Annotated in this window: 15 protein-coding genes; 9 read left to right on the forward strand and 6 right to left on the reverse strand. The window is 38.3% G+C overall.

The window, feature by feature from the left end; translation table 11 throughout:
• Positions 1-12: 12 nt before the first annotated feature.
• From EZ428_RS12470 to EZ428_RS12480, 3 genes are all read right to left on the reverse strand, one after another.
• On the reverse strand, positions 13-2,418 hold the full coding sequence (locus EZ428_RS12470; RefSeq protein WP_131553503.1) for a TonB-dependent receptor: 2,406 nt from the start codon (positions 2,416-2,418) through the stop codon (positions 13-15).
• A gap of 716 nt (positions 2,419-3,134) precedes the next feature.
• Positions 3,135-3,671, reverse strand: coding sequence for a hypothetical protein (locus EZ428_RS12475; protein ID WP_131553504.1), 537 nt, complete (start codon positions 3,669-3,671; stop codon positions 3,135-3,137).
• Between the two features lie 300 nt (positions 3,672-3,971).
• Positions 3,972-4,784: an MOSC domain-containing protein gene (locus tag EZ428_RS12480; RefSeq protein ID WP_131553505.1), complete on the reverse strand. Its 813-nt coding sequence runs from the start codon at positions 4,782-4,784 to the stop codon at positions 3,972-3,974.
• 241 nt (positions 4,785-5,025) lie between these two features.
• Here EZ428_RS12480 and EZ428_RS12485 point away from each other — a divergent pair, with 241 nt between their 5' ends.
• The 5 genes from EZ428_RS12485 to EZ428_RS12505 all read left to right on the forward strand — a co-directional run bounded on the left by EZ428_RS12485 (position 5,026) and on the right by EZ428_RS12505 (position 9,851).
• Positions 5,026-5,775 (forward strand): glucose 1-dehydrogenase, encoded by a 750-nt coding sequence (locus tag EZ428_RS12485; RefSeq protein ID WP_131553506.1) that lies wholly within the window; start codon positions 5,026-5,028, stop codon positions 5,773-5,775.
• A 68-nt stretch (positions 5,776-5,843) separates the two neighbouring features.
• Positions 5,844-6,425 (forward strand): TetR/AcrR family transcriptional regulator, encoded by a 582-nt coding sequence (locus EZ428_RS12490; RefSeq protein WP_131553507.1) that lies wholly within the window; start codon positions 5,844-5,846, stop codon positions 6,423-6,425.
• Between the two features lie 642 nt (positions 6,426-7,067).
• Positions 7,068-8,468: an amidohydrolase family protein gene (locus EZ428_RS12495; RefSeq protein WP_131553508.1), complete on the forward strand. Its 1,401-nt coding sequence runs from the start codon at positions 7,068-7,070 to the stop codon at positions 8,466-8,468.
• Between the two features lie 381 nt (positions 8,469-8,849).
• Entirely contained in the window at positions 8,850-9,095 is a 246-nt protein-coding gene (locus tag EZ428_RS12500) for an SLATT domain-containing protein (protein ID WP_262711794.1), read from the forward strand.
• A gap of 57 nt (positions 9,096-9,152) precedes the next feature.
• The gene (locus tag EZ428_RS12505; RefSeq protein ID WP_131553510.1) at positions 9,153-9,851 is read left to right on the forward strand and encodes a DUF1826 domain-containing protein; all 699 of its coding nucleotides are present in this window, start codon (positions 9,153-9,155) and stop codon (positions 9,849-9,851) included.
• A 235-nt stretch (positions 9,852-10,086) separates the two neighbouring features.
• Here the strand turns inward: EZ428_RS12505 and EZ428_RS12510 are convergent, their stop codons facing one another.
• From EZ428_RS12510 to EZ428_RS12520, 3 genes are read right to left on the reverse strand one after another with little or no spacing between them, the layout of a single operon-like run.
• Positions 10,087-13,317 carry an error-prone DNA polymerase gene (locus EZ428_RS12510; RefSeq protein WP_131553511.1) on the reverse strand — a complete coding sequence of 1,077 codons (3,231 nt, stop codon included), beginning with the start codon at positions 13,315-13,317 and terminating at the stop codon, positions 10,087-10,089.
• Positions 13,318-13,327: 10 nt separating this feature from the next.
• A complete protein-coding gene (locus EZ428_RS12515; protein WP_131553512.1) occupies positions 13,328-14,824 on the reverse strand; it encodes a Y-family DNA polymerase in 1,497 nt (498 codons plus the stop codon).
• A 1-nt stretch (position 14,825) separates the two neighbouring features.
• Entirely contained in the window at positions 14,826-15,557 is a 732-nt protein-coding gene (locus EZ428_RS12520; RefSeq protein ID WP_131553513.1) for an ImuA family protein, read from the reverse strand.
• 464 nt (positions 15,558-16,021) lie between these two features.
• Between EZ428_RS12520 and EZ428_RS12525 the strand changes: the two genes are divergently transcribed.
• The 4 genes from EZ428_RS12525 (at position 16,022) to EZ428_RS12540 (ending at position 26,675) form a co-directional block, all read left to right on the forward strand.
• The gene (locus tag EZ428_RS12525) at positions 16,022-19,030 is read left to right on the forward strand and encodes a SusC/RagA family TonB-linked outer membrane protein (RefSeq protein WP_131553514.1); all 3,009 of its coding nucleotides are present in this window, start codon (positions 16,022-16,024) and stop codon (positions 19,028-19,030) included.
• Between the two features lie 11 nt (positions 19,031-19,041).
• Positions 19,042-20,694, forward strand: coding sequence for a RagB/SusD family nutrient uptake outer membrane protein (locus EZ428_RS12530; RefSeq protein ID WP_131553515.1), 1,653 nt, complete (start codon positions 19,042-19,044; stop codon positions 20,692-20,694).
• Positions 20,695-20,979: 285 nt separating this feature from the next.
• Positions 20,980-23,442: a glutaminase family protein gene (locus EZ428_RS12535; RefSeq protein WP_131553516.1), complete on the forward strand. Its 2,463-nt coding sequence runs from the start codon at positions 20,980-20,982 to the stop codon at positions 23,440-23,442.
• 53 nt (positions 23,443-23,495) lie between these two features.
• The gene (locus EZ428_RS12540; RefSeq protein WP_131553517.1) at positions 23,496-26,675 is read left to right on the forward strand and encodes a SusC/RagA family TonB-linked outer membrane protein; all 3,180 of its coding nucleotides are present in this window, start codon (positions 23,496-23,498) and stop codon (positions 26,673-26,675) included.
• Position 26,676 lies beyond the last annotated feature (1 nt).

The following is a 26,676-nucleotide window of genomic DNA, read 5'->3' on the forward strand; positions in this document are numbered from 1 at the left end:
TCCATTCATCAGTTAAAAATAGACCCTGTACATCAAATTAGGAAACACGGTACCCTGTTTCGTGTAACCAACAGAACCAGGTTCTCCCGGATCGTAAAACTCTGTAAGTCGACCTCTATTATTTGTAATATTATCTATGTTAAGAAAAATTTCGTGGGTTGCTCTTGGTTTGTTGATTTTATAACTAAACGACATCGTAATTTGATATAAATCTTGTAAGTCATTTTGATACGCTTTACTATAATCATAATATCTATTGTTAGCTGGGTCTACAGCCAAGTTCCCATCTGCACCCCTTAACAACGGGATTATTTTTTTACCTCCCCCAAAAAATGCTCTGCTATTGAAGCTGATCGTCTTATTTTGTGCCTTACCAAGTTTTGGGAAATCTTTACCAAAGAGAACATTTACAAGGTAGTTTCCATTGAACCGTGTATTACGTTCGATTCCATCAAGGGCCTTGTATGTCGAATTATAAACCGAAGCATTCACAAGGTAATAGTAATTTTTGTTAAAGAAGCGTTCAACAGTTAATTCTACTCCATAGTTTTTACCGCTTCCCTTATTTACCAAGTCAAGATACTGAAAATCGAGCCGCTCATTAATAGTCGCGAATATATTCCCTTTAGAGCTTGCTACTGGCAAGTTATACAGATCTTGATAATAGGTTTCTAACTTAACCATCATATTTTTACTAAAACGTTTCTCGTATCCCAGCACGAAATGATGCGCCTTTAATAAATCAAGGTCTTTATTAGGCTCTATATTGCTTCCGTCTGATAATTTAACCTGGGTGTAGTAATGATGAATACTTTCCATTGTACTATGTTTGCCATAGCCTGCACTTAAAGCGCTAGTCTTACTTAGTTCCCAATTGAACGATAAACGTGGCTCGATTGTACTCTTGTTGTTCAGCAAAACATTCATGTTTTGCACACCAAATACGGTAGTCACCTTTTCATTAAATCTATACCTAAAATTAATGAAATTTCTAATTGTACTGATATTTTCGTTAAAATTAACCAATGTCGATCTAACGTTCGTACTATCTCTGAACATGCTTTGATTAAAATTGTAATCGAGCAACGCATATTTAGAGCCCACCTGTAGTTTAAGTTTCGAACTGAGTTTGTTGTTGTAGGTAATTTCGCCCCTGTATGTCGATCTTATCAGTCGGCCTTTAAAATTTCGTTGATTAAATTCGGACGTGTCGGTCTTGAAATTCTCGAAAACATCATCGTCAATACCTTCGCTCGAGAAAGACAGACCAGTACTGATATGGCTGTTTTTATTGATAGTTAAGGTATGGTTCATACCCAAATTCGCAAGGTGCGAACCTTTATCATAGTCTTCACCTATTTTGTTAGGCACGAACCTGATTCCAGGTGTTTGCCAAAAGTCAGGAGATACATCTTTAAACAGAAAATTACTAAGACCCGCCAAACCAAAAAAGGAAAACAGCCCAGCCTGCTTAGTAGGCAATACAACTTTAAAAGTAGCGTCTTGAAAATTTAATGTCCCATTTAAACCCTTAACCACTCCGAGGTCGTTTAACAGCGAGACTGTAGAATAGCGATAATTCACTAAAAAGGAACCTTTATAGCCCTTTTTAAATGGTCCTTCGAATGTAAGTTCTGTGCCTAATACACCTAAACCGAATGTTGATTCGAATTTTTCGTTATTTCCTTGCCTTAGTTTAACATCATATACTCCAGACAATACATCTCCATATTCTGCTGAAAAGGCACCGCTATAAAAGTCTGAAGTTGCTAACAAGTTATTATTTAACGCACTAATAGAACCACCTACCGCGCTTTGATCAGAAAAATGATTGGGATTTGTAATTTGCATACCCTCTAACCGCCATTGAATATATTTAGGTGAGTTACCTCGCACAATTATATCATTGCTACCATCCTGAGAACTGGTAACCCCCGCAAAATTAGACAGGATCCTCGATGGATCGTTGAAGCCACCTGCATATCTATTCGTCTGTTCTGGAGAAATAGACCGACCACTTACCAAGGTCATATCATTTAAGGGCTGACCTTTGTTTTTATCGAAAGTTAATACTATTCCTTCCAGTTGAGCAACAGCTTCTTGCATATTTATATTTAAAACGGTTTCCTTGCCCGAATTAACAACAATATTAGGAAGTATAATTTTTTCGTATCCCACGTTTGACACGTATAAGGTAATTCTTCCAATTGGCATATTAGCGAACCTAAAGCTCCCGTCTTTGTCGGTTAGTATAACCTTTAAAGGATTACTGCCAGCGACGGATATGGTGGCACCCTCTATAGGCTGCTTACTGTCTTGGTCTGTTATTACTCCCCTCACAGTTTGATCGAAATTTTGGGAGAAAGCTGAGGTGAATAAGAAAAATAAAAAGAAAACGATTGTACTTATTTGTTTCATATTATATACGTTTTAAAAGACTGAGTGCAAAACAACTCTAACTTTTAAACATATTTCTTGACTTCGGTTATTTAATGAAAATCGCGGTGTGTTAAATCAAATGCAAACCTATGTGGTCGTATTTTTTAATGACAAAGGTATTTCAGGGAAAGTGACCGCTCATTCCGATGCAAACTGACTCCCCTTATTCTGGTGGAAGGTGGGCTTTTTAGCGCTTTAGGGTATTTTTTTTCCAATAATTAGTTGCCTTCTTTATAAAACAGGTAGAATTAAAGGCTACAGAACCTCGTCTGGTAGCTGTTTGACCTCAGCGTCGTCTGGAGGATTCGAGCCGTTCGTAAGGCTATTTGAGATGGTTGGTCAAGACGGAAAGGATAGGCCTTTATAGTGCCTGTATTGTAATCAAAAATGCAGTCTGAAGATCGAAGATGTAATTTTTAGGAGCGTCCGGGTTAGTAGTTTTTTAGTATTAAAAGGATTAGTTTACATTCGGTTAAACAAAAGAGATCATTCCTACCTCTTACTATAGCCAATCAGGCGGCCACTTTACATCGGAATAAAGGGGATGCTTTCTCGGAAACATATAAATTTCAAAGCCCATTTGCTTTAGCATAGATAAAATGAGCAGGATTTAACCTTTCTAGTCATTTTTAGAAAATCTATGTCAATCAAGATTTTTCTTTTAGGTTACTTTAAGGAACAAATGGGTATCATCCTCAGCACCGGTTTTTGCTAAAGTCACGTTTAAAAAGTATCTTATTATTAAGCTCAATATGGTCGCCCGATACAATCAAATATGGATGATTGGGAGAATACCCTGCGCTACGGCTTTTTACAATTATTTTGTCGTTAACCTTCAGGCTATTTAACTGCTGAAATTCCTTTAGACTAAACTGCATCATGTATTCTTCACCATTGATCCTGACTATGATCCATTTTGGTTCTACTGATTTACCGTTTGCGTGCTGAAAAGTAACTGAGGTTACCAAGGCCTCCATATTGGTGAAAGCCTTAATATACTTGCTTATTTTATCATGACTGGCATGCACTTTTTTGCCTTCAGGAGAAACCTCCCATTCTTTGTACTTTATACCGTCAGGAGAAGCCTCCCATTTTTTCCTGTCCTCCACCATACGGGCTTTCCTTTCAGCAATGGACATTGGCTTGGTTTCATTTTTAGTTTCACGATTTGCAAATACCAGACCGCTCACCACAACCAGCGGTAAGATCAGCATATAGATGGTTTTTTTCATATGTTTCATATCCCTTCAAATTGATTAAGCGAATCTAGTTTGATATTTTTCGGATTGAGCGATTTGGATTGTAAATTAAAATGTAAATTTTGTAAATAAATCGTAAATAGTATTTGATATGGGGGTATTCTAAAAGTGGTTAAATCTTTTGATCCAAACGATAGAATAAATACCAATCTAGTACCTGCTAAATAATAAAACATCACCTCATGTATTTTGCACCTCATAGCAATTGTTTTTTTGAGGAAAAAACCAAAGGCTTACTTAAGCAGATTGTTTTTAAACCACACATCGGCTAAATTATCTCGTTTTAGTGATCTTTAGCTCATCGCCAATGCGTAATAAGCCTAGGTTAGTATGCATTATATTGTGCCCGAATAGTATTTTCTGACCAAAATTCCTGTAGGTAGAAAGTGTTTTTAATGGCTCTTGACTTTTTTCTCCTGTCTGTTGATCTACGGTAATCATTATACATCGGCTACAAGGTTTGGCGCTATAGAATTGAACCTCGCCAATTGAAAATTCAGTAATGTCATCTTCAAGGTGTGCCTCACCACCAGTAAAGACTAGATTGGGACGAAAACGGTCCATACCAATTTGATGCGCTAATTTTGTGTTCAATAAGTCTAATGAAGATTGCCCGATAATAAGGCTAGGATAGGCATCAGCAAAACCTACAGTCTCAGCATGATGCGCATATCTTGGGTCAACTTTACGGTTTTCTGTTTGTGGCATTTTTACCAGTTTAGCATCCATTTGCAGGTAGGCCGAAAACCATTTGCTAACTTTGGTACTCACTTCCAAGCCTGTACAATGGTCATCCCATATATTTACCGCGATTGGTGAATCGAGGTGTTCAGCTATCGAAAAAGAGATGTTTTGATTTGGCTTGTGTTTGTGTTGGACAGTGACTGTAGTAGCAGTAATGCTGGTTTGTAGGAGTGCAAGTTGGTGGTATTTTCGTTGACTAATGAATGTGTCTTCCTGATCAATTAGCATCCATTCTCGGTCATGTTCAAGTCCACGGTTACTGATATAACCCTGCTGAAGCGCAATGCCCCCTAGCGATTTGATTGGGTAAATGAATAGCTGTGAAAGGTGAAGTTTATCCATTTTTAAAGATAAACAAGATTTTGCAGATATAGTAGATCGGTTGAAACTCAAAGGACCAAAAAAGGAGCCTTTTTATTGGTTTTAAGCTCAGCGTTGAAAGACTAAATAATAAACCCTATCCCTAAAAACCTTCCCCATTTGTCATCTAAAAATAATAAGAAATAATAATGGAACAATCGTTCCGAATTTGATTATATATTTGTGGAACGATTATTCCAATAAGGGGATAGCAAAGATAAACATGAAAAAATTAGAAAATAAAATAGCCGTAATTACAGGCGCTTCAAAAGGTATTGGTGCTGGTATTGCTAAAAGTCTTGCTGCAGCAGGAGCAAGTGTAGTTGTAAATTATGCTTCTGCAAAAGCTGGTGCAGATCAAGTGGTTGAAGAAATTACCGCAGCAGGAGGCAAGGCAATCGCTATCCAGGGCAATGTGACCAATGCAACAGATTTAGCCAAATTATTTGACGAAACCAATACCACTTTCGGTCCAGTTGATATCTTGGTAAACAATGCAGGCGTTTATCAATTTGGTGCCATTGAAGAAATTACAGCAGAAGACTTTCACCGCCAATTTGATACCAATGTACTTGGTTTGTTGTTGAGCACACAAGGCGCATTGAAACATTTCAATTTAGGTGGTGGTAGCATCATTAACATTGGATCGGCAGTAACTGCCATCACACCGGTGGCAAGCTCAATTTACACGGCAACCAAAGGTGCCGTTGACTCAATTACGCAAGTATTGGCTAAAGAATTGGGTGCTAAGAATATCCGTGTAAACTCCATCAATCCAGGTATGGTAGAAACTGAAGGCACACATACTGCTGGTTTTATTGGCAGCGATTTCCAAAAAGAAGCCATTGCTTCAACGCCATTAGGTCGTGGTGGTAACCCAGATGATATTGCTGATATCGCAGTATTTTTGGCTTCGGAAGATTCTCGTTGGTTAACTGGCGAAATCCTGATTGCAAGTGGTGGCGTAAGGTAGTGCTTCGTTTTACGAGAATTAATTTAAAATGAATAGCTTTGCTTTATTAAGCAAGGCTATTTCTGGTTATGGCAAGAACGAAAGATTTTGATGAGAATGAGGTGCTGACCAAGGCAATCCAACTTTTTTGGCATAAGGGCTACAATGCTACTTCTATGCAGGATTTGGTAGATGCACTGGGCATTAGTCGCTCGAGTTTGTACGATACCTATAGTGATAAACACACCCTATTTTTAAAAGCATTAGAAAGCTACCAGCTGGCTGGAAATGCAAAAATCAACGAAATTATAGATCAATCAAGTTCTGCGAAAGAAACGGTGATTAAGTTGATGGAATTGGCCACCAATGATTTAGTGGGCGATAAACAGCAGAAAGGCTGTTTCATGGTAAATGCCGAAGTTGAGGTAGCACCACATGATCAAGAAGTAAGTAAACTGGTTTGCCAAAACGAAAAGCAAATGGAAACCGCTTTTTTTCAGGTCATTAAAAAAGGTCAGGAAAGTGGAGAGATTAAAAATACGCAGGATGCATTGGTACTGGCCAAATTTATCTTCAATGCGGTAAAGGGAATGCAGGTTACGGCAAAAACTAGTCCAGATGCCACCAGTTTTGGTAATATTGTTAAGCTAACAGTAGCGGTGTTGGATTAAGCTTGACTAAATGCTATTAATTTTGCATTTAAGTGGTTCGACTCAGGTGCTGGATACAATTGTGTTAGTAAGATTGTTAAGTAAAATGAAAAGCCAATAGAGATATTGGCTTTTTTGATTTCCACCTTTATGAGGTGCTTTACATATTTTTATCTTCCAATTCCGCTATTATTTTTTTCTTAACAGAAGCCAATCTTGTCTTTTTATTTTTCTCCACCATTTTATCAGTAATCCAAATGTTCTAATTTATGACGCATTGGGATTAAAAGTGTTACCACGCAAACAGGAAAGCTCGTTAAAATTAAGTGAGGGTTATTTTTAATTACAAAAAATCCTACTCTAAAACAAGCGTAAAAACACGTTTTAAAAAGGGTGTTTTTACGCTTGACTTCAGTTTTTTGGCGCAGTATATTTGTGAATGTATAATGAAAATGAATAAAATAAACAGTTGTTAAACAGGTGTTTATCGTACTGTATAGTCGCATTTACCTATTGACAAAAATATAAAAGTCTGGGGATTTATGCTGCCTAGCAATTGTACAAGGTTCAGTATTAGGAATTATATTGAATTTTGGATTTAATTATAGAAATTAGGAAACCGGATTAGCCTTTACAGTGAGTTAAAACATTAATCAAATAGAAATGTCATATACACCAAAACAGCTAGAGTTTATTGAAAAAGCACGCCAAAGAATCAGTCAAGACCCAAGGTCAAGACTAAGTTCTGTTACAAAAGATGTAATAGAAAGAAACAACTTCGTTTTTGATGCCCATTGCCATTTATTTGACAGTAAATGCATTAATGTCATGTATTTGGCCATAAGAATGATTGCTGGAATTCCTGAAATGCTTAAGCCTACAGCATATAAAATATTAACAGGAAATTCAATGCCTCACGAGATGAAGATCGCCTCCACCAAAGAATTGGTAGAAAACATTTATGACGACCCGTCTATCATAGGCTCTATTTCAGATGTTGAAGAAGCCGTAAACAAGATGAAATTAAATTTGGATTTGATTGAATTGGAAAGGGCAACATCAAATAAGGTAGAGCTTTCTAAACTTGGCCTAGGTGAATTTTTGAGAAGATGTAGATTTATTCTGAACCTATTGGGCTCAAAGAAAATGGAGGATGTTTATAAGTCTTTTCGTGATAAATATGGGATACACCATGTTAATAGGGAATTAAGTGGTGAGGATTGTGAACTTGTAACCATAGCACTGGGTATGGATTTGAATATGGCATGGGATAATTCTATCAAGAAAAGCCAACAGGAACAAAACAAGGAATTGTCGGAATTGTCGGCTCAATACCCAGTATTGCCCTTCTTGCCAATAGACCCTAGAAGAGCTGATCATGACAACAATAGTTCAGAGGAAAACTTATATGATGTTTTCCTTAGTGCTTTTGATTCGGTAGAACCCAAATTCTTTGGAGTTAAGTGTTATCCAGCTCTTGGATATGCTCCAACAGATTCTAGGTTAAAACCGATTTTTCAAATTTGTGCAGAAAAGAATATTCCCATTATGACACATTGTGGAGGAGAGTCAGTATCCACATTCGCAAAGCCACTTTTTGTAAACCGAAATGGAATTGAGCAAGAAATAAAGCAAAGCACAAGGACTGCAAAAGCCAGGATCTTGAATGAACCTATTGAATGGGCGCCTGTATTGGAAGAATTTCAAGGACTAAAACTTTGCTTTGGCCATTTTGGATCTGGAAAAGCGTGGTCGGAACCAAATAGCATTTATTCAAAAAGGGTGCAAATAATAATGGATCTTATGAAAAAGCATCAGGTTTATTCAGACTTTTCGTTCAACCTAGAATCTGAGCAGGCAACTGCTAAGTTTATGGAGAAACTAAAGGAAGATAACGAAGAGGGAGATCTTATAAGAAGTAGAACAATGTTTGGTACTGATTTTTGGGTGGTATTACCAATGTCGAACTTAAACCTTGATCAGCGAAAATTTTTAGACCAATTAGGTGTTATGAAAGAGAATCTATTACGTAAAAATGTGATATCATTTTTGGGATTAGTGTAGCTTCTTTGTTCTTTTTATTAAATAGAAAGGCACTAAATGAATGTTCCATCAAGTAAGTCCTTCAAAGAAAATGAACTTTTGTACGGCTATTAAGCAGTAGTTCTGAAATGACCTATATTTACTAAATTGAAAACAATGAGCAGCTAACCCCATTAGGAAACCTACATTGCCAAATTTTCATCAAACAAAATAGTAATGGAATCAGAACAACTAAAATATCTTAAGGAGCAAATCGATAATCGAATTACAAGAATAAATAGTAGTAGGTTATATTACAGGAAAGTAGCCTTTTGGACATATCTAAGTGTAACTATTTTGGCTGCTTTCTCTACAATAGTCTGAGGGCTCAATATTGAGGAAATACAAGATACTCTTAGGATTATTGCATTGATTATTTCTGGTTGTATAACCGTAATTAGTGCCTATAACACTTTCTTTGACAACAAAGGGATGTGGATTGCCTATAACAATGCGCTAAACGAAATCTACAAATTAAAACTTGAAATTAGTTTTGCTGAAAAGCAGGGAGTTCCGGTGGATGATAAAACAATAGAATCATTCAAAAATCAATATCAAGATATTCTTGATAAGGTGAATAATAAATGGACAGAATCTAAATCCAAGTAGCTAAGATCGAGCATTTGCCTTTTTTAAATTGATTGGCTAAATTGTGCAACTAATAATATGAGCAGCAATTTTTCGGAAAGCAATCAGGTTGGAGTGGTTTCTACATTTGATGATTTGATAAATACAGGTTTTAAGGACACAACAAACGCAATTTGCTGGCAAAGGGAACTAGTTGGAGATTTCAGGGAAATTGTTGCTAAGCTTCAATTAAAAGAAAATGTTACAGATGTTTCAATTGACGAGCTTTTAGCCCTGCCCTTATCACAGGAAGGTGCCATGGCCAGGGAGATTATATTAAACGATTTAAGGTTATTGGCAGGTTTGGGGGCATTGCCGACTCTCAATTTACTGAAAAGTTATGAACGAGATGAGGAATTAGATTTCATTTCAACCGATGTATATTCTTATCATGTAGATCGTTCGCCTATTGCTATTGACACTTTTTTATGTACCTATCATGGCGCTGCAAGTGATATCATACCCAATGATCAGGTTGAACAAAGGGTTTTAATTCCTGATATTCGGCAAAAACTTCAGGAATTATATAATGGTCCACAGACAGGGTTTGAAGACTTTTTGAAAGAGTATTCTTTTGACCTGCATTATCAACCTAAAGCGAATGCAAATCCTGTAAATTTAGGCGTAGGCCACCTGTGGAAATTGGCAGTAGATTATCCTGAACAACAGGTTTTACCATGTGTGCATAGGGCACCGAAAGAAAACGATGGTGAATACAGGCTACTTTTGATTTGTTGATAATTAATGCAGTACTTTTCTGCATCTACAAACCAAGCTGATAGGCGAGGCGTGATTACCTGCTTATCATATATCTGTACCACCTTTTGGGTCCAAGGGGTTTGTTCAATGAATTTATCCATTAACGCATGATCATATTTTCTTCAGCAACACTTGTACGGTATTTCAAAACCTCGACTGGTAATCCGGAGCTTTGCCCATGTTCTGGAAAAAACTCAATTGCTCCATATCTTCCTTATTTAAAATTCCTGCCGCCCGGAAATATCTCTTGGGGTGCAGCTTCCCTCACCTGCGAACGCTTGTTTTCTGTGGTGTAGGGAGCAGACCTTTCATCTGCTCGGGAAAGGGTAAGTAACGGCAATTGATCATCGTCTTTGGCTGTTAATCCCTTTAATAGTTTAGTATAATCAAAACACTTCTGTACAATGATGTGCACCACTTCTCCTTCTCGTTGCAGTTTTCCCTCCACCATCAGTAACCTCGATTGCAATATTTCCTTTCGGTACTTCTCAAATAAGTGCTGAAATACCACCAGATTGCTAAAGCCAGTTTCATCTTCAATGGTGATGAAGCAAACACCTCCAGCCGTGCCAGGGCGCTGCCTTACCAAAACCAATCCGGCTATCTTGATCAGCCTTCCATCTGCTATGTCTGGTAGGTCTGCGCTAGACTTAACGTGTAGCAGGTTCAGTTTCTCTCTTACAAAACTAACTGGGTGTGCTTTCAGTGATAGGGCAGTGGTGGCATAGTCCTGTACCACATGCTCACCCTTGCTCATCAATGGCAGTTGTATCTGGCTTTCTAGGTCACTTGCAGAGGCTTGCCCCTCAAATAGGGCAATTGGCCTGTCTTGCATGGCAGATACTTCCCAAAGTGCTTGCCTACGATCGAGCCGTAGGGAGCGAAAGGCATCTGCATCTGCCAACCTTTCCAGTGCATCCAGTGAAACCCCCGCGTCCAGTAAGCCATGAATGTTGGTATAACCTTTTCCACGCCCATTAACCAATAATTGCATATCATCCTCACGTATTCCCTTAATCTGCCTAAAACCTAAACGAAGTGCGCAATAGTTTCCAGCTTTTTCTTGTAAGATGTTATCCCAATGAGACACATTGATATCTACCTCCCTAACTTCCACACCGTGCCTGCGGGCATCAATCACGATCTGGGCAGGTTGATAAAAACCCATTGGCATAGAGTTAAGCAATGCTGCTGCAAAAACATCTGGATAGTAACACTTTAGCCAACAAGAAACGTAGACCAAAAGTGCAAAACTAGCTGCATGGCTTTCTGGAAAACCATAACTTCCAAAACCTTCCAGCTGTTTAAACACCCTTCTGGCAAATTCTTCGGTATAGCCATTTCCCGTCATTCCATCTACCAATTTCTTTTCAAACTTGGTTACCATGCCATGCATCTTAAAGGTGGCCATGCTTCGTCGCAGCTCATCAGCCTCAGCAGGCGTAAAGCCAGCGGCTACAATGGCAATCTTCATCGCCTGTTCTTGAAACAAGGGAACACCAAGAGTTTTACCCAATATTTCCCTCAATTCTTCAGATGGATAATCTACTTTTTCCTCGCCATTTCTCCTGCGTAGGTAGGGATGTACCATGTCTCCCTGTATGGGGCCGGGCCTCACAATGGCAACCTCGATTACCAAGTCATAAAAACATTGTGGACGCAACCTTGGCAACATGGATTGCTGTGCCCTGCTCTCTATCTGGAATACGCCAATGGTATCTGCATGGCTTATCATCTCATAAACCTTGGGGTCATCTTCCTTGTTGATGCTGGCCAAGGTCAAATCCAGATCGTAGTGTTTTTTTGCCAAATCAAATCCCTTTCTGATACAGGTTAGCATCCCCAGTGCCAATACATCAATCTTTAGGAAGCCCAATGCATCTATGTCATCCTTGTTCCATTCAATGTTAGTGCGGTCTTCCATCCGAGCATTAAGGATGGGGCAGAGGTCGGTGAGTTTACCTCGGGTAATCACAAAACCCCCGGTATGTTGCCCTAATTGCCTCGGAAAACCCATCATTTGACCTGTTAAGTCCAGTACCTTCAAAAGCAAGGGGTCTTTAGGGTTTAATCCCTGTTCTGTAATTCTGTTGCCCTCAAACCATTCATCGGTAAACTCCCAAATGGAAGCAGATAGCCTATTGATGGTATCAACGGATAAGCCCATTGCCTTGCCCACATCTCTTATTGCTCCTTTTTGGTGTAGCTGCGTAACGGTGGCAACAATGGCTGCTCGGTCACGACCATATTTGTTATAGATGTACTGGATTACTTCCTCCCTGCGCTCGTGCTCAAAATCCACGTCAATGTCTGGTGGCTCGTTACGAGCCGATGATATGAAACGTTCAAAGAGCAAGTCGAACTTGGTAGGGTCTACAGAGGTAATGCCCAGGCAATAGCAGATGGTTGAGTTGGCTGCAGAGCCACGCCCTTGGGATAATATTTTTTGTTCCCTTGCAAAACGCACAATGTCATAAACCGTCAAAAAATAGGAAGCATAATTCATCTCCTTCACAAATGCCATCTCGTGGTTAATGTTATCGATTACCTTTTTTGGTAGGGGTTCGCCAAAAATCTCTTTTGCGCCTTTCCATGACAGGTATTCGAGTTCCTCATGTGGCGTGCGTCCTTTTGAGGTAATTTCTTCGGGATAGATATATTCCAAGCTATCTAACGTGAATTGGCACAGGTTTGCAATCTCCATCGTTTTTTCAATCGCTTCGGGATATTGCCTAAACAACCTTTCCATCTCTTCAATGGGCTTTAAGTGCCGCTCGGCATTTTGGTGCAGACGGAAGCCAGCGTTTTGAATGGTACATTTCTCACGAACACAGGTCAGTACGTCCTGTAGCTCTCGTCTTTGCAGGTCATGATAGTACACATCATTGGTGGCAACCAAGGGAATGTTTAGGCTTTTGGCCAATGTTGCCAAGCGATACATCCTTTTCTGGTCTTGACCTTGATAGTTTCGGTTAGCCGCCAGATAAAGTAGCTTACCAAATTCCTGTTTATAAAGCCTTAACTCGTCTGGAAAGGTGGCTTCAAAATCAAAGCCTTTGCTTAATGCGTTTGGTGGAATGGCAATGAAGATAATCCCTTCCTTATGTGCAAATATATCGGCTCGGTACAAATGGCATTTTCCCTTTTCTGCCCTCAGGTTACCCAGGCTCAGCAAGGCAGATAAACGCCCATATGCTTCTCTATTGGTAGGATAGGCGAGTAGGCTGCTTCCGTCCAACAAATCTAACCTACAGGCTGGTATCAATTGGATGTTGTGTTTTCTTGCTTCGCTATGCGCCCTAACAATGCCAGCCAATGTGTTTACATCTGTAATGGCAATCTTGGGGTAACCAAAGGCAGCAGCCTGTTGCACCATTTCCTCGGGATGTGAAGCACCTCTTAAAAAGCTAAAGTTGCTGGTGATTTGTAATTCGCAGTAGCCCATAACAAATTAACTATGCAAAAAATCCGTGTAAAAACCATTCAGACTTTTGCTCATTGTAATGCCCTGAACGAAACACCCAGTACCTTCTCCCTTTTTCATCTTCCAAGATATAATAATCCCTATGTTCGCCTTTTTCTAGCCACCATTCCCTTTCAATGCGTTCAGGTCCATCAGCCTTTTTAACCATGTGCAACTCATCCTTGTAACGAAAATTCATTGGTGGATAATCTGGGATGGGCGCAGTTACCTGTACAGGTTCTGGCCTGCTTAACATTTCCATTGGGCGGGGGTTGGTGTTTTGCCATTGGGTTTCTGCCTGTTCTTCTAACGAAAGGGCAGGGCGAAGTGAACGTTCTGGCCAATAATGCGCAGCTGGTAAATAGCGACGAATGGCTTGTTGACCGATCTTGCCGGCCAACCTATCCAATAACTGGGCAAGCCCGGTATCTGCCAAACCTGGTTTGCCCGACCACAATTTTTCTTGATGCACCAGCACCGCTTCTACCTTTGTAGCTGTTAAAACAAATAACTCAATGCCCAATGCAGGTTCGATGGTGGCAACTTTTAACTCGAATAGTTTAAACAAATGGGCAACTTGATTGGTGGCTTGGTTGGTGCCGATCTGTACCTCGGTCAACCTACCATCAACCCGATAGCCCTTAAGTGTAGCAGAGCGGATGCCCAAACCTTCATTGCTTAAGCGCAAACAAAGCAATTCCAACAACTTGGTAATTGCCATTTCTATGGCAGGTTTGGTGCGAATGGGTTCTAGGCAAGGCAATCGTTCTTCGTATGGCAAGACTACCACCAGGGGTTTAATGGATTCCTCTACGGTTCCCAAGGCTTGCCCCAACCTTAATAATAGTTCTTCCCCAAAACGCCTACGTAAAACAGAGCGGGGCATTTGGATAAACTTTCCTATTTGGGTTAAGCCCAGTTTGTGCAAGCGTTGCATAATGAGGTTATCAAGGCGCAAGGCAGTGGGTGGTAAATTTAACATTGCGTTGTACTGTTGGTTTGATGAGATTATGGGACTAATCGTTCCGTACCTTGCAATTGCCCAGGCTGTGCCAATGGTGTCGGCTATGGCGGCCCTGCAATGGTAGCCAGCTTCCCTCAGGCGTTGCAAGATCATTTGCAGGTAACCTTTCTCGCCACCCCAAAGGTGTGTGCAACCCGAGGCATCCAATATTAAACCATTGGGTAAATCTATGGCAACGATGGGCGTGAAACGGATGCTCCATTTGCCAATACGTGTCAATAGTTTTTGCGACAAGCCTATTTGATCATCAAAGACCTGTATCTCAGGCACAATGGCCTTGGCATCTGCAAGGGCAGTGTCTACAAATATACCTTGCATTTCTGCTGCCTTACTGGCTGCGGTAATCATTACCCTGCCACGCACATTAGCAGTGAACACAAATACCTTTTCCTTTAGCTCAGGCTTCCGGATGGCAAGCCAGTCCGTTAATAAATTCGGGAACCATATCACTACATACCTTTTCATCTTATCCCGCTTGTTTGCTGTGTGCTGAATCTATTGCTGTTGTTGTTTCAAAAAACTTGAAATGATCTGCTGCCCATTCCAATAAAAAGCTGCCAGTATGCCCATTGCGTACCTTTAAGAGGTTTACTTCCCAGCGTGGTTGCCCAACACCGGGCAAACCGCTTTGTAGTTCGCTTGGCTGTGGCTTGATGCTCCAGCGAACGGTGCAGGCTGTGGCAGATAAGCGCTTAGGTTCTTTCCTTAATAAAAAGCCTGTAACCCTACTTTTTTCTACCACCAGTTGCAACCTTCTGCTTTGCGCAAAATCTATGTCTGGTAACTCTGCAACTACCACTGCCAAGCCCTCACATTTTAAAGCTTCTTCCATGACCCACAGGATTTCTTTTTCTCGGTACAGGTCTATAAAGATTACTTGCTGTGGCCATACACCAAAGCCTTGCAGGGCAGGAGGAAAAAGCTTGCGGTTACGACTGATCCATAGGCAGGGATTTCCTGTTTCCATTAACTTGGCCATTAGACCTGCCATAAAGCCTTCGCTTGCCGCAATATTCTCCGGATTTTCGGCGAGGAACTCGTGGATGGTGCCAGTCGGAAAAACCTTGAAGGGAAAACAGGCTTCAAGAGGGCCAAGGCCAAAACCATCGCCAGGGGCAATGAGGGTGGGATTGGATTCTTGGGCTTCCAGTAGCTGCCTTTTGAGCCTAGTCAATATTTTCTGTTTTTCCGTTGTCATTGCTAGTAGTCATTATGCCGTGAGTTTGCAAATAACTTTAGTAACAGTAAAGTTATTACTAATATTATTAGTATTTACTAACAATATTAGTATAATTATCAACATATTCTTGAGTTGCGATTAAATAAACAGAGTTGAAATACAAATCATTAAAACAAAAATATGTACGCTGTGTCAAAAAATATGTACGATTTGCCATCCAGTCTTTCGTCATTATTAATGTTATTTGTAACAATTAGTAAAACGTTTTACTAATTACTAAGCAAAAAAGGGTATGAATAGTTTTAATCTCCATGCGATGGCTCCGGTCCATCCAAAATCTAACCTATTTAAATTATTTGAGGTTCGAGTATTTCAACCCGTCAGACTCACATTTTAATCTAAAACTTAAGATTTCTGCTTATTCGAAATCTTATTAACCTGAATACAGATAACCTACACCAAATATTAAACAAAAACGGCTAATGAAAACTAATTTACTCAAAATTACAGGGCTCTGTGCGAGTATTTTGCTCAGTACCTCTGTGTTTTCGATGCATTCTGATGGTAAATTCATCACAGAATCTTTGAAAATTAAAAGATTATTGCAACGAGACCAAATGCGCAAAACAGTTACAGGCATCGTTGTTGATGACACCAATACGCCCACCGCTGGGGTTGGTGTTAAAAATTTAGCAACAGGTAAAACCACGGTAACCGATGCTAATGGAAGGTTTAGCATCGAAACCAATAGCGAAAATGATGTGCTTCAATTTACCTTTATTGGTTTTAAAACTCAAGAGGTTAAAGTAGGTAACAATACTACCTTATCAATTAAACTGCTTAGCGATTCTACCAATTTAAATCAAGTTGTGGTAATTGGCTATGGATCCTTAAACAAAGACCAGATTTCTTCGGCAGTTACAAAAGTTGATTCTTCTGGTTTTAGGCAAAGTGGCTCTAGAAACCCAATGGATTTACTTATTGGTAAAGTAGCTGGTTTACAGGTTACCAGAACAGGGGGTACAAATCCTAACTCAGGTGTAAGCATCCAATTGCGTGGTGTAACATCTATCTCAGGATCTCAATCTCCATTAATTATTATTGATGGTATTCCAGGAGGTAACTTAGATCTTCTTCAACAAGATGACATTGAATCGTTTAGTATCCTGAAAGATGGTTCGGCAGCTGCTATTTATGGTACAAGAGCCAATGCAGGTGTAATTATCATCACTACTAAAAAAGGTAAAGTTGGTCCTTCTAGGTTCGACTACAATTCGTACGTGCGAACAGAGCGTTTGGTTAAAAGACCCGACTTCATGAATGCAACCCAATTAAGGGAAAGAATTAAAAGTGGAGAATATGTAATTCCAGATTTAGGAGGCGATTTTAATTATTTCTACGATTTGATTAATGATGATAATTTATCACACAACCATAATTTGGCAGTTTCTGGAGGTTCGCAAAATGCTAACTATAGGGTAAGTGGAAACTATAGGGATATTCAAGGCTTTGCTAAAGAAAATGCTAGAAAAGAGTATGGTTTACGTTTAAGTTTAACACAACGTGGATTAAAAGATAAACTGACAGCACAGTTTAACGTAGCAGCTAATTTTAACAATGCAAACCGATTAGGTGGTGGTGGTTGGGAAAACGTGTTGACCAAAAACCCAACAGAATCCTACTTTAAGGCTGATGGTTCACCTTTATTTACACGTACCATTACAAATGAGGTTGCTCGACTTTCTTTAGAGAAAAACAGGTTGCAACAACAAACTTCTTCAGTTGATGGTAAATTAACCTTGGAAATTATTCCAGGATTAACAGGCTCTGTTTTTGCAGCTCACCAACGTGATTGGACAATTTCTAGTGAATATAGAGATAAAAACAGCCAGAACTCTTTAGAAGATTCGAATGCTCCCGGTGGTGGTTATGCAGCAAGAGCTACAGGTTTAAGCCAGAATTTTAACATAGAGCCAACATTAGATTATTCTAAATCTTTTGGAAAACATAAAGTATCTGGTCTTGCAGGATACATGTATCGTTATGAAGTTAATGAAGGTTTTAATGCAAACAACCGTGGTTACGTTAACGATTTATTCGAAGACAATAACATGGGTAGTGTACCTGTTGTGGTAAACAGAATAGGTATTGGTAGTAATAAAAATGACAATACCTTAATTGCAGGTTTTGCAAGGGGTTTTTATTCTTATGATGATAAATATATATTAACGGCTACCATAAGAAGAGAAGGTTCATCAAGATTTGGGGCTAATAATAAATGGGCAACATTCCCGGCTGTTTCTGGTGCATGGAATGTTACTCAAGAGAATTTCATGAAAAATGTGAAATGGGTAAATAATTTGAAGATAAGACTGGGCTATGGTGAAACAGGAAACTCTGGTTTTGCTAACTATGCTTCATTGGTTACACTTAGTGGAGGTGGTATTTATTTATTCCCAACTGGAGAGTATTTGCAAACTTACGGACCAAATAGAAATCCGAACCCAAACATTAGATGGGAAAGAAAAAAAGAAACCAACTTAGGTATCGATTTTACTGTTCTTGACAATAAGTTATCTGGTTCAATTGAATTGTATAACAGGGTAACAGAAGATCTATTAGATTCTTACACCTCGCCACAACCTCCTTTTATTGTAAGTTCTATTAATACAAATGTAGGTACAATTTCTGCCAAGGGAATTGAGATTACTTTGGGTTATTTAGCAGTGAAAAATCAAAACTTTACTTGGGATATCGATTTTACAGCTAGTACAACTAAGAACACACTTGATCGCTACTCTAATGATGAATATAAGAGAGATTTAAAAACTTTTGGCGGTATTGGTGGTTTTGGTGCATTGGGTGATGCAATTCGTACTTACGAAGGAAGAGACCTAGGTGAGTTTTGGGGTAAGAGGTTTGCAGGTTTTACACCCGATGGAAAATGGACATTCTATAACAGGAAGAATGAAGTAGTTCCTAATGCTCAAATTAATACCTCAACCTTCAGAGATCAAACAGATTTAGCGGTTATTGGTAATGCAATTCCTAAATATTACCTGTCTTTAACCAACAATTTTAGGTATAAATCATTCGATTTAAGGGTGTTTTTAAGAAGTAAATTAGATTACGATATCCTTAATACCATGGCCATCTCTTATGGAAATAAAAATGGTGCTGGAACAAACCTGTTAAATAGCACATTTACCAAATATGCTGCCATTAAGGATACTTACATGTACTCTGATTATTATTTGGAGAGAGGAAGTTTCTTGAAAGTGGATGAGGTAACGCTAGGTTACACCTTTAGATTAAAAGGAGTTAGAAATTTAAGGGCTTATGTAACTGGTCAGAATTTATGGACAATTACAGGTTATACGGGTAATGATCCAGACTTTGTTTCTGATACAGGTTTAGGCCCAGGTATCGATTCAAGAAGTCCTTACCCAAGTACAAGACAATTTTTATTCGGTGTTAATTTTGGCTTTTAATAATTAAGATAATGAAAACATATAGTAAAATAATTCTGACATGTTTAGTTGCTGCACCAATGCTATTAATGAATAGTTGCACGAAACTAGATGAAAATGTATATGATCAGTTAATATCTGATAATTTTTATAACAATAAAAACGAAGTACTATCAGCAGTGCTTAGGCCTTATACACATGCAAATGCATGGGCAACTCCATCAGGACAAGATGGCTGGTGGCGTCCTTCAGAGCTATCTGGGGATCAATTGGCTTGGCCAACAAAAGGTAAACACGGTGAAGATGGTGGTAAGTGGAAAAGACTACATTATCATACGTGGCTAAGCGATGATGGACCATTAAATAATGCATGGTCTCTAATGTTCTGGGGTATGGGATTGTGCAACGACCCGATTGAAAATCTAGAAAAAAGAGATATTTCTAAAATGGGAATTACACAAGTAGAAAAAGATGCCTACATCGCAGAGTTGAAATTGCTAAGGGCATTTCATTACCTGAAGTTAATGGATTTATTTGGTAACATTCCGATCGTTACAAAAGTGGGTACTCCAGCTAAACCAGCAACTGTTGCCAGAAAAGAGGTATTCAATTTTATTGAAAAAGAAATCAAAGATAACATTGCAAAAGCTCCATTACACTCAAAAGCAATGACAGGTAGAATGAGTCAGGCAGGTGGGTATGCTATGCTGGTTGAACTATACTTAAATGCAGAAGTATGGACAGGTACAGCACGCTGGGATGATTGTATTGCAGCAGCAGATAAATTAATTTCAGGTGCAGCAGGAGGTCAAAATGGTGCAATGGCTTTAGATCCTAATATTTTTGATCAATTTAAAAGTACTAACGATTTATCTAAAGAAACCATATTCTCAATTGCTTATGAATATAAGTTAGCGGTATTTGAGCCCTCATGGACAGGTGAATTTTATCACTTCCAACAAGGACCAATTTATGGCGGTACTCGTAATGGTAACGATGGTGTAGTTGTTATTCCAGGGGTATTTACAACCTATAGCGATAGCGATTTAAGAAAAAGAGGTTGGTTGCTAGAGGGGCCTATGGTAAGATTTGATAATGGTCAGCCAAACTTAGCGAGTGGTGGTAATGAATATAGTGGCTCACAAGTAGTTTTTGTAGATAATATCCGCAAAAACAAAATTGGTTCTACAGTTTCTACCATGAGTGAAGGAGAAGAAAACAGTGGTGTCCGTTTTAATAAATACAAGCTTGGAAATTCGGTGCCGGGTATTATTAATGGTGTGCCAGTTCCAATAGATCCAAACTATAATAATACAGATTGGAATATTTACAGGTTAACTTGGATTTATTTTGCAAAAGCAGAAGCTTTGATGCGTAAAAATGGAGGAATAGCTAATGCAGAGGTATTAACCTTGATTAATGCTTGTAAACAACGTGCTTTTGCACCAGCAGATTTTGTTCCATACACAACTGCAACGCTTACTTACGATGAGTTTTTAGCTGAAAGAGGAAGAGAATTTATATTCGAAGGTTTTAGGAGAGATGATCTTATTCGCTTTGGTAAATTTACAACTGCTTCATGGTGGGATCACGTTCCTTCCGCATCATTTAGAAATCTGTTCCCAATCCCGCAGGTACAAAGAACACTTAATATAAATTTAGCCCAAAACCCAGGATACAATTAATAATTATGCAAAGGGTGCTTATAAAAGCACCCTTTGCATAATTATTAACACTCAATTAAAAGACGATATTCCTCGTTGGTAAATTATTAATCCTGTATCATTAAAGTTACGAAAGGCTGTGTGATAATTTGAATATTTATTGATAATATTGATTTACTAAAACGTTTTATGTGTGCCTAGCCTATCTTTTGATTAACTACGGTTAGCTTAAAAAAGTTATGATTCTTGGATTAAGTACTGCAGCATAAGTAAAACGTTTTACCACATAAACTAACCAAATTCTGTATGAAAAAATTCTATTTATTGGCAATTGTTTGCCTAGTTTCATTGTCTAACTTAATAGCACAAGATAAGGCTCCAGCATATCCATTAATTACCCATGATACGTATTTTAGTATTTGGTCATTTGGTGATAAGCTAAATGAAACGTCAACCAAACATTGGACTGGAAGGGAGCATGGCTTAGTGGGGATCTTAAAGGTAGATGGTAAATTCTATAAATTTCTAGGAGCAGAAAATAAAGCTTACTCAATTTTACTCCCAAATGCAGAACAAGTTGCTTATCAGGCTAACTATACATTTACACAGCCTGGTGAAAATTGGTTTACTTCAAGTTTCGATGATTCAAAATGGCAGAAAGGTTCTGCTCCATTTGGCGATGAAGGTAACGCTAAAACGAAATGGACTACAGATGATTTATATTATAGAAGAACATTTACTGTCAATGATTTATCTCAAGCAAAAAAGTATTTAAGTCTTAACCATGATGACAATGTTATTGTGTATTTAAATGGTAAAACGATTTACCAGAAAGAAGGATGGGTTCATGAATTCATCAACATCCCTATCGAAAATGGCATCTTAAAACAAGGCGAGAATGTTTTAGCGATCCATGTGAAAAATAGTGCCGGTGGAAGACATTTAGATGCCGGTATAGTTGAAGATGTTCCTACGGTAGCCAAAACCGAACAGGCTAAACAAACAAAAGTTACTTTTAATGCAACAACCACAAAGTATGATTTTGCTTGTGGGGGCGTTAACCTAGAAGTTACCTTCACATCCCCATTGCTATTAAATGATATTAAATTAACAGCCAGGCCAATTAGTTACATCAGTTATACTGTAAAAGCCAATGATGCTAAAACGCATGACGTAGATTTATTTTTTAGTGCCTCTTCGAACATTGCAGTTAACAAAAATACGCAGCAGGTGTCTGCGTGGAAAACAGCTACTAACACCTTATCAATCTTAAAAGCTGGAACAGTAGAACAACCTGTTTTGCAAAAGAAAGGTGACGATGTTAGAATTGATTGGGGTTATATATATGTGGCAATTCCATCAAAATTTAAAGCTGCTCAATATATTGATGGAACATCTTCTAATTCGAGCTTTATAAATAAAAGTTACTCAAAGCAAACCCAGCGTTTAAACGACAAACAATTAACCTTAAATAGTGTAATTCCTTTTGGTAAAATAGCATCAATCGCCGTTGAGAAATATATGATGTTAGGTTATGATGATTTGCAATCTGTAGAATATTTCGGTGAACACCTTTTGCCATTATGGAAAAAATTGGGATCTAAAAAATTTGAAGATCAATTGGCCATTGCTAACACGGATTATCCTGCAATAAAAATTAAATGTGCTGCTTTTGATGCAAAACTTTATGCTGATGCATTTAAATCCGGAGGAAAGAAATATGCAGATTTATGTAAATATGCATATCGTCAAAGTGTTTCCGCTCACAAAATAGCTTATGCACCAAATGGCGATTTACTTTTTCTGTCTAAAGAGAATTTCAGTAACGGTTCCATCAATACGGTTGACATCACTTATCCATCTGCTCCGCAATATTTAATCTACAACCCCGAATTACTTAAAGGGATGTTAAATGGTATTTTTTATTATTCAGAAAGTGGTAAATGGAAAAAACCTTTTCCTGCGCATGATTTAGGTACATATCCTATAGCAAATGGACAAACTTATGGCGAGGATATGCCGGTGGAAGAGGCTGGTAACATGATTATTCTTGCAGGAGCAATAGCCAAAGCAGAAGGTAATGCAAATTATGCTCTAAAACATTGGAAAGTGATGTCTGTTTGGACAGACTATTTATTAAAAGAAGGGTTTGATCCAGCCAATCAGTTATGTACCGATGATTTTGCAGGTCACTTGGCAAGAAATTCTAATTTATCTGTTAAAGCAATTGTTGCTTTAGGAGCCTATGCTCAAATGGCACAAACATTAGGCAAAAAAGCAGAAGCAAAAAGAGTTAGAGATGCGGCATTAATCATGGCTAAAAAATGGATGGAACTAGCCGAAGATGGAGACCATTACGCCTTAACCTTTAATGACAAAAATACTTGGAGCCAGAAATACAATTTGGTTTGGGATAAGTTATTAAAGTTAAATCTTTTTCCAGAGTCACTTTATAAAAAGGAAATCAATTATTATTTAACCAAGCAGAACAAATTTGGTTTGCCTTTAGATAGTCGTAAAACTTACACTAAATCTGATTGGATTGTATGGACAGCAACATTAGCTGATAATCAATCAGATTTCCAAAAATTTATAAACCCAGTATATCGCTTTGCTTCAGAAACTGAGAGTAGAGTTCCGCTAAGTGATTGGCATGAAACAACTAACGGAAAGATGGTTGGTTTTCAAGCTCGAAGTGTGGTTGGTGCGTATTTTATCAAATTATTAGCAGATAAATGGAATATTAAAGATCAGCCTATGGGAAAATAGAAACCAACAATCTCGAAAAATCAAGAAAAACAACCAACTATAAACATAAAAATATGAACACAAAGATTACTAGATTCAATCCGCGAAAGCTGATGATGAGGAGAGGGGCCGTTAAGATTGGCACTTTTTCCATGGTAGTTTGTTTGGCTTTAAATGCATCAGCAGATGCTAAGATTGCAAACGAACTGAAGCCGTCAAACAATTTACTGAGAAATTATACAGCTGATGTTGTAATTAGAGGTATTGTGAAAGATGAGACGGGAGCACCTATTCCAGGAGCAGGTGTAAAAGTTAAAGGAACGTTAACCACTGTAGCAACCGATGTTAATGGCAGTTTCTCCGTTACTGCTCCTTCAGAAAGTTCTGTTTTAATTATCACTTATGTAGGATATGAAACTCAAGAAGTAACAGTAGGAACTCAAAAAAATATTACAATTAGTTTAAAACCTACAAGTAGCGCTTTAGAAGAAGTTGCGGTTGTAGGTTTTGGTACTCAGCGTAAAGTATCATTGATTGGAGCACAGTCTACCATTAATGCAAAAGAACTAAAACAGCCCGTTGCGAGTATTACACAATCATTAGCGGGAAGAATTGCCGGTGTAGTTGGTGTGCAAAGAAGTGGCGAGCCAGGAAGAAGTGCAGCAGATATTTGGATCCGGGGTATAGCAACTTTCGGTGGAGGCTCAAGTTCTCCTTTAATTCTGGTAGATGGTGTAGAGAGAAACATCAGTAACATAGACCCAGAGGATATTGAATCATTCACGGTATTAAAAGATGCATCAGGAACTGCGGTTTACGGTGTTAGAGGTGCTAACGGTGTGGTTATAGTAAAGACAAAAACCGGTAAAGTAGGTAAGCCAACCATCTTTTTCGATTATAATGAAGGCGTAAGTACATTTACCAAAAAGCCTGAAATGCTTGATGGAGTAAATTACATGAACTTAGCTAATGAGGCTTTGGTTGGTAGGGGGCAAGCGCCAAAATATGCGCAAGACTATATCAATAATACCGCATCTGGTGTAGATCCATTAGTTTATCCAAATGTAAATTGGATGGATGAATTGTTCAATAAATACAGTCGCAATAGAAGAGCAAATTTAAATGCAAGTGGAGGGGTTGATAATGCACAATATTATGTTTCATTGGCCTATTATAATGAAAGCGGTTTCTTGAAAACTGATGATTTAAGTCAGTACAACTCTAAGCTGGATTTTAAAAGGTATAATTTTACCAGTAATTTAAATTTAAAATTAACAGGTACAACAAAATTAGATTTGGGTTTACAGGGTTATGCCTCCAATGGAAACTACCCTGGTGAAACCACTGAGAGTATTTTTGGATCTGCTCTAGATGTTTCTTCAGTAGAATATCCAAAAATTTATCCAAATGGCTCTGTTCCTGGTAAAAGTTCCAATGGTGGGTTTCGTAATCCGTATGCAGATTTAACAAGAAGAGGTTACAGAACCGAATTTGCAACTCAATTATATTCTAATTTACGTTTAACACAAAGTTTAGAAGATTTAATAAAAGGTTTAAACGCCACGGCAATGGTAGCTTTTGATGTTAATAACTCAAATAGCATTCGAAGATCAAAAAGGGAAAGCACGTATTTTATTCAAAATGTAACTGGAACTAGTTCTCCATATAAACCAGATGGAAGCTTGAACTTGGTTCAAACCTATACAAGTCCGGGTAATTATTTAAGTTTTGATCCAGCAAGAGGTGGTAATCGCAAATTTTACACAGAGGCTGCCCTAAACTACGATAGATCTTTTGGGAAACATCGCGTTGGGGGATTAATTCTTGGATATACGCAAGATTATATCAATCCTTTCGCAGGTGATTTTACATCATCAATTCCAGAAAGGCAAGTAGGTTTAGCAGCTCGTGCCACATATTCTTATGATGATCGTTATTTCGCGGAGGTAAACTTTGGTTATAATGGATCTGAATTATTTGCAAAGTCAGACAGGTATGGTTCTTTCCCTGCTTTTGGTATTGGATGGATTCCGTCTAACGAAAAATTCTGGGAACCATTAAAAAATGCCATCTCTTTCTTAAAGTTTAGATATTCTGATGGTAAAACCGGTATTGGTAGCATCAACGGCAGAAGATTCGCTTACCTAACCTTAGTAGCAGATAACGCGACTGGTTACCAATTGGGTAAGAACTTCTTAAATACTGGTGGTATTAATGTTACTGATTATGGTATTGATGTGAGATGGGCAGAATCTAGAAAACAGGATTTGGGTATAGAAATTAGGACCTTAAAAGATAATTTATACTTAATATTCGACTTATTTAAAGAGCAGCGTACAGGCATTTTCTTGCAACGTCAGTCCATTCCTGGTTATGTAGGACTAACAAATCAGCCGTTTGGTAATTTGGGTCAAGTTGATAATCGTGGTTTTGATGCAACTTTAGAGTATAATTTTAAAGTAGGCAAGGTGGATATCGGTTTACGTGGAACCTATACTTATAATCAAGATAAGTTAATTAATGATGATCGCCCCGCACAACCCTATCCATGGATGAGTAGAATTGGTGATAACATTCTTTCTCGTTATGGTTATGTAGCTCAGAAGTTGTTTGATAACCAAGCAGAAATTGATGCAAGTGCAACACCTGGTTCAAAAGCGAGCATTAAACCGGGTGATATTAAATATGCAGATTTAAATGGGGATGGATTAATTAATGATTATGATAAAACCAGAATTGGTAGAGGCGATGTTCCAAATAATGTTTATGGATTTGGCTTTACTGCGTCTTATAAAGGCTTTGCAATCAGCACGCTATTTCAGGGAGTTGGCAATGCTGATATCATGTTAGGTGGTTCAGGTATATTTCCATTTAATGGAGGTGGCGGTTTAAGTAATGCCTATGCAATTGCAACAGACAGATGGACGCCTACAAACCCAAGACAAGATGCGTTTTATCCTCGTTTAGCTTATGGTGAAGCCGATAATACCAACAACACTTTAGAAAGTTCATGGTGGGTTAAAGATGTAAATTTCTTGAGGCTAAAAAGTGCCCAAATTAGTTACAATCTTCCGACAACATTTGCTAAAAAGTTATACTTAAAAAATGCAGCTGTTTATTTAATTGGCTCAAATCTTTTAACATTTAGTAAATGGGATCTTTGGGATCCAGAGTTAAATACAGGCGGTAGAGCTAATGGATCTAAGTACCCGTTATCAACCACCTTGTCTTTAGGCTTAAACCTTAAATTCTAAT

The organism is Pedobacter frigiditerrae, assembly GCF_004331645.1.
GTDB classification, from domain to species: domain Bacteria; phylum Bacteroidota; class Bacteroidia; order Sphingobacteriales; family Sphingobacteriaceae; genus Pedobacter; species Pedobacter frigiditerrae.

Excerpts from the sequence above, each read along its gene's own strand:
- EZ428_RS12470 (WP_131553503.1), bottom strand. The coding sequence starts at position 2,418 with ATGAAACAAATAAGTACAATCGTTTTCTTTTTATTTTTCTTATTCACC.
- EZ428_RS12475 (WP_131553504.1), bottom strand. The coding sequence starts at position 3,671 with ATGAAAAAAACCATCTATATGCTGATCTTACCGCTGGTTGTGGTGAGC.
- EZ428_RS12480 (WP_131553505.1), bottom strand. The coding sequence starts at position 4,784 with ATGGATAAACTTCACCTTTCACAGCTATTCATTTACCCAATCAAATCG.
- EZ428_RS12485 (WP_131553506.1), top strand. The coding sequence starts at position 5,026 with ATGAAAAAATTAGAAAATAAAATAGCCGTAATTACAGGCGCTTCAAAA.
- EZ428_RS12490 (WP_131553507.1), top strand. The coding sequence starts at position 5,844 with ATGGCAAGAACGAAAGATTTTGATGAGAATGAGGTGCTGACCAAGGCA.
- EZ428_RS12495 (WP_131553508.1), top strand. The coding sequence starts at position 7,068 with ATGTCATATACACCAAAACAGCTAGAGTTTATTGAAAAAGCACGCCAA.
- EZ428_RS12505 (WP_131553510.1), top strand. The coding sequence starts at position 9,153 with ATGAGCAGCAATTTTTCGGAAAGCAATCAGGTTGGAGTGGTTTCTACA.
- EZ428_RS12510 (WP_131553511.1), bottom strand. The coding sequence starts at position 13,317 with ATGGGCTACTGCGAATTACAAATCACCAGCAACTTTAGCTTTTTAAGA.
- EZ428_RS12515 (WP_131553512.1), bottom strand. The coding sequence starts at position 14,824 with ATGAAAAGGTATGTAGTGATATGGTTCCCGAATTTATTAACGGACTGG.
- EZ428_RS12520 (WP_131553513.1), bottom strand. The coding sequence starts at position 15,557 with ATGACAACGGAAAAACAGAAAATATTGACTAGGCTCAAAAGGCAGCTA.
- EZ428_RS12525 (WP_131553514.1), top strand. The coding sequence starts at position 16,022 with ATGAAAACTAATTTACTCAAAATTACAGGGCTCTGTGCGAGTATTTTG.
- EZ428_RS12530 (WP_131553515.1), top strand. The coding sequence starts at position 19,042 with ATGAAAACATATAGTAAAATAATTCTGACATGTTTAGTTGCTGCACCA.
- EZ428_RS12535 (WP_131553516.1), top strand. The coding sequence starts at position 20,980 with ATGAAAAAATTCTATTTATTGGCAATTGTTTGCCTAGTTTCATTGTCT.
- EZ428_RS12540 (WP_131553517.1), top strand. The coding sequence starts at position 23,496 with ATGAACACAAAGATTACTAGATTCAATCCGCGAAAGCTGATGATGAGG.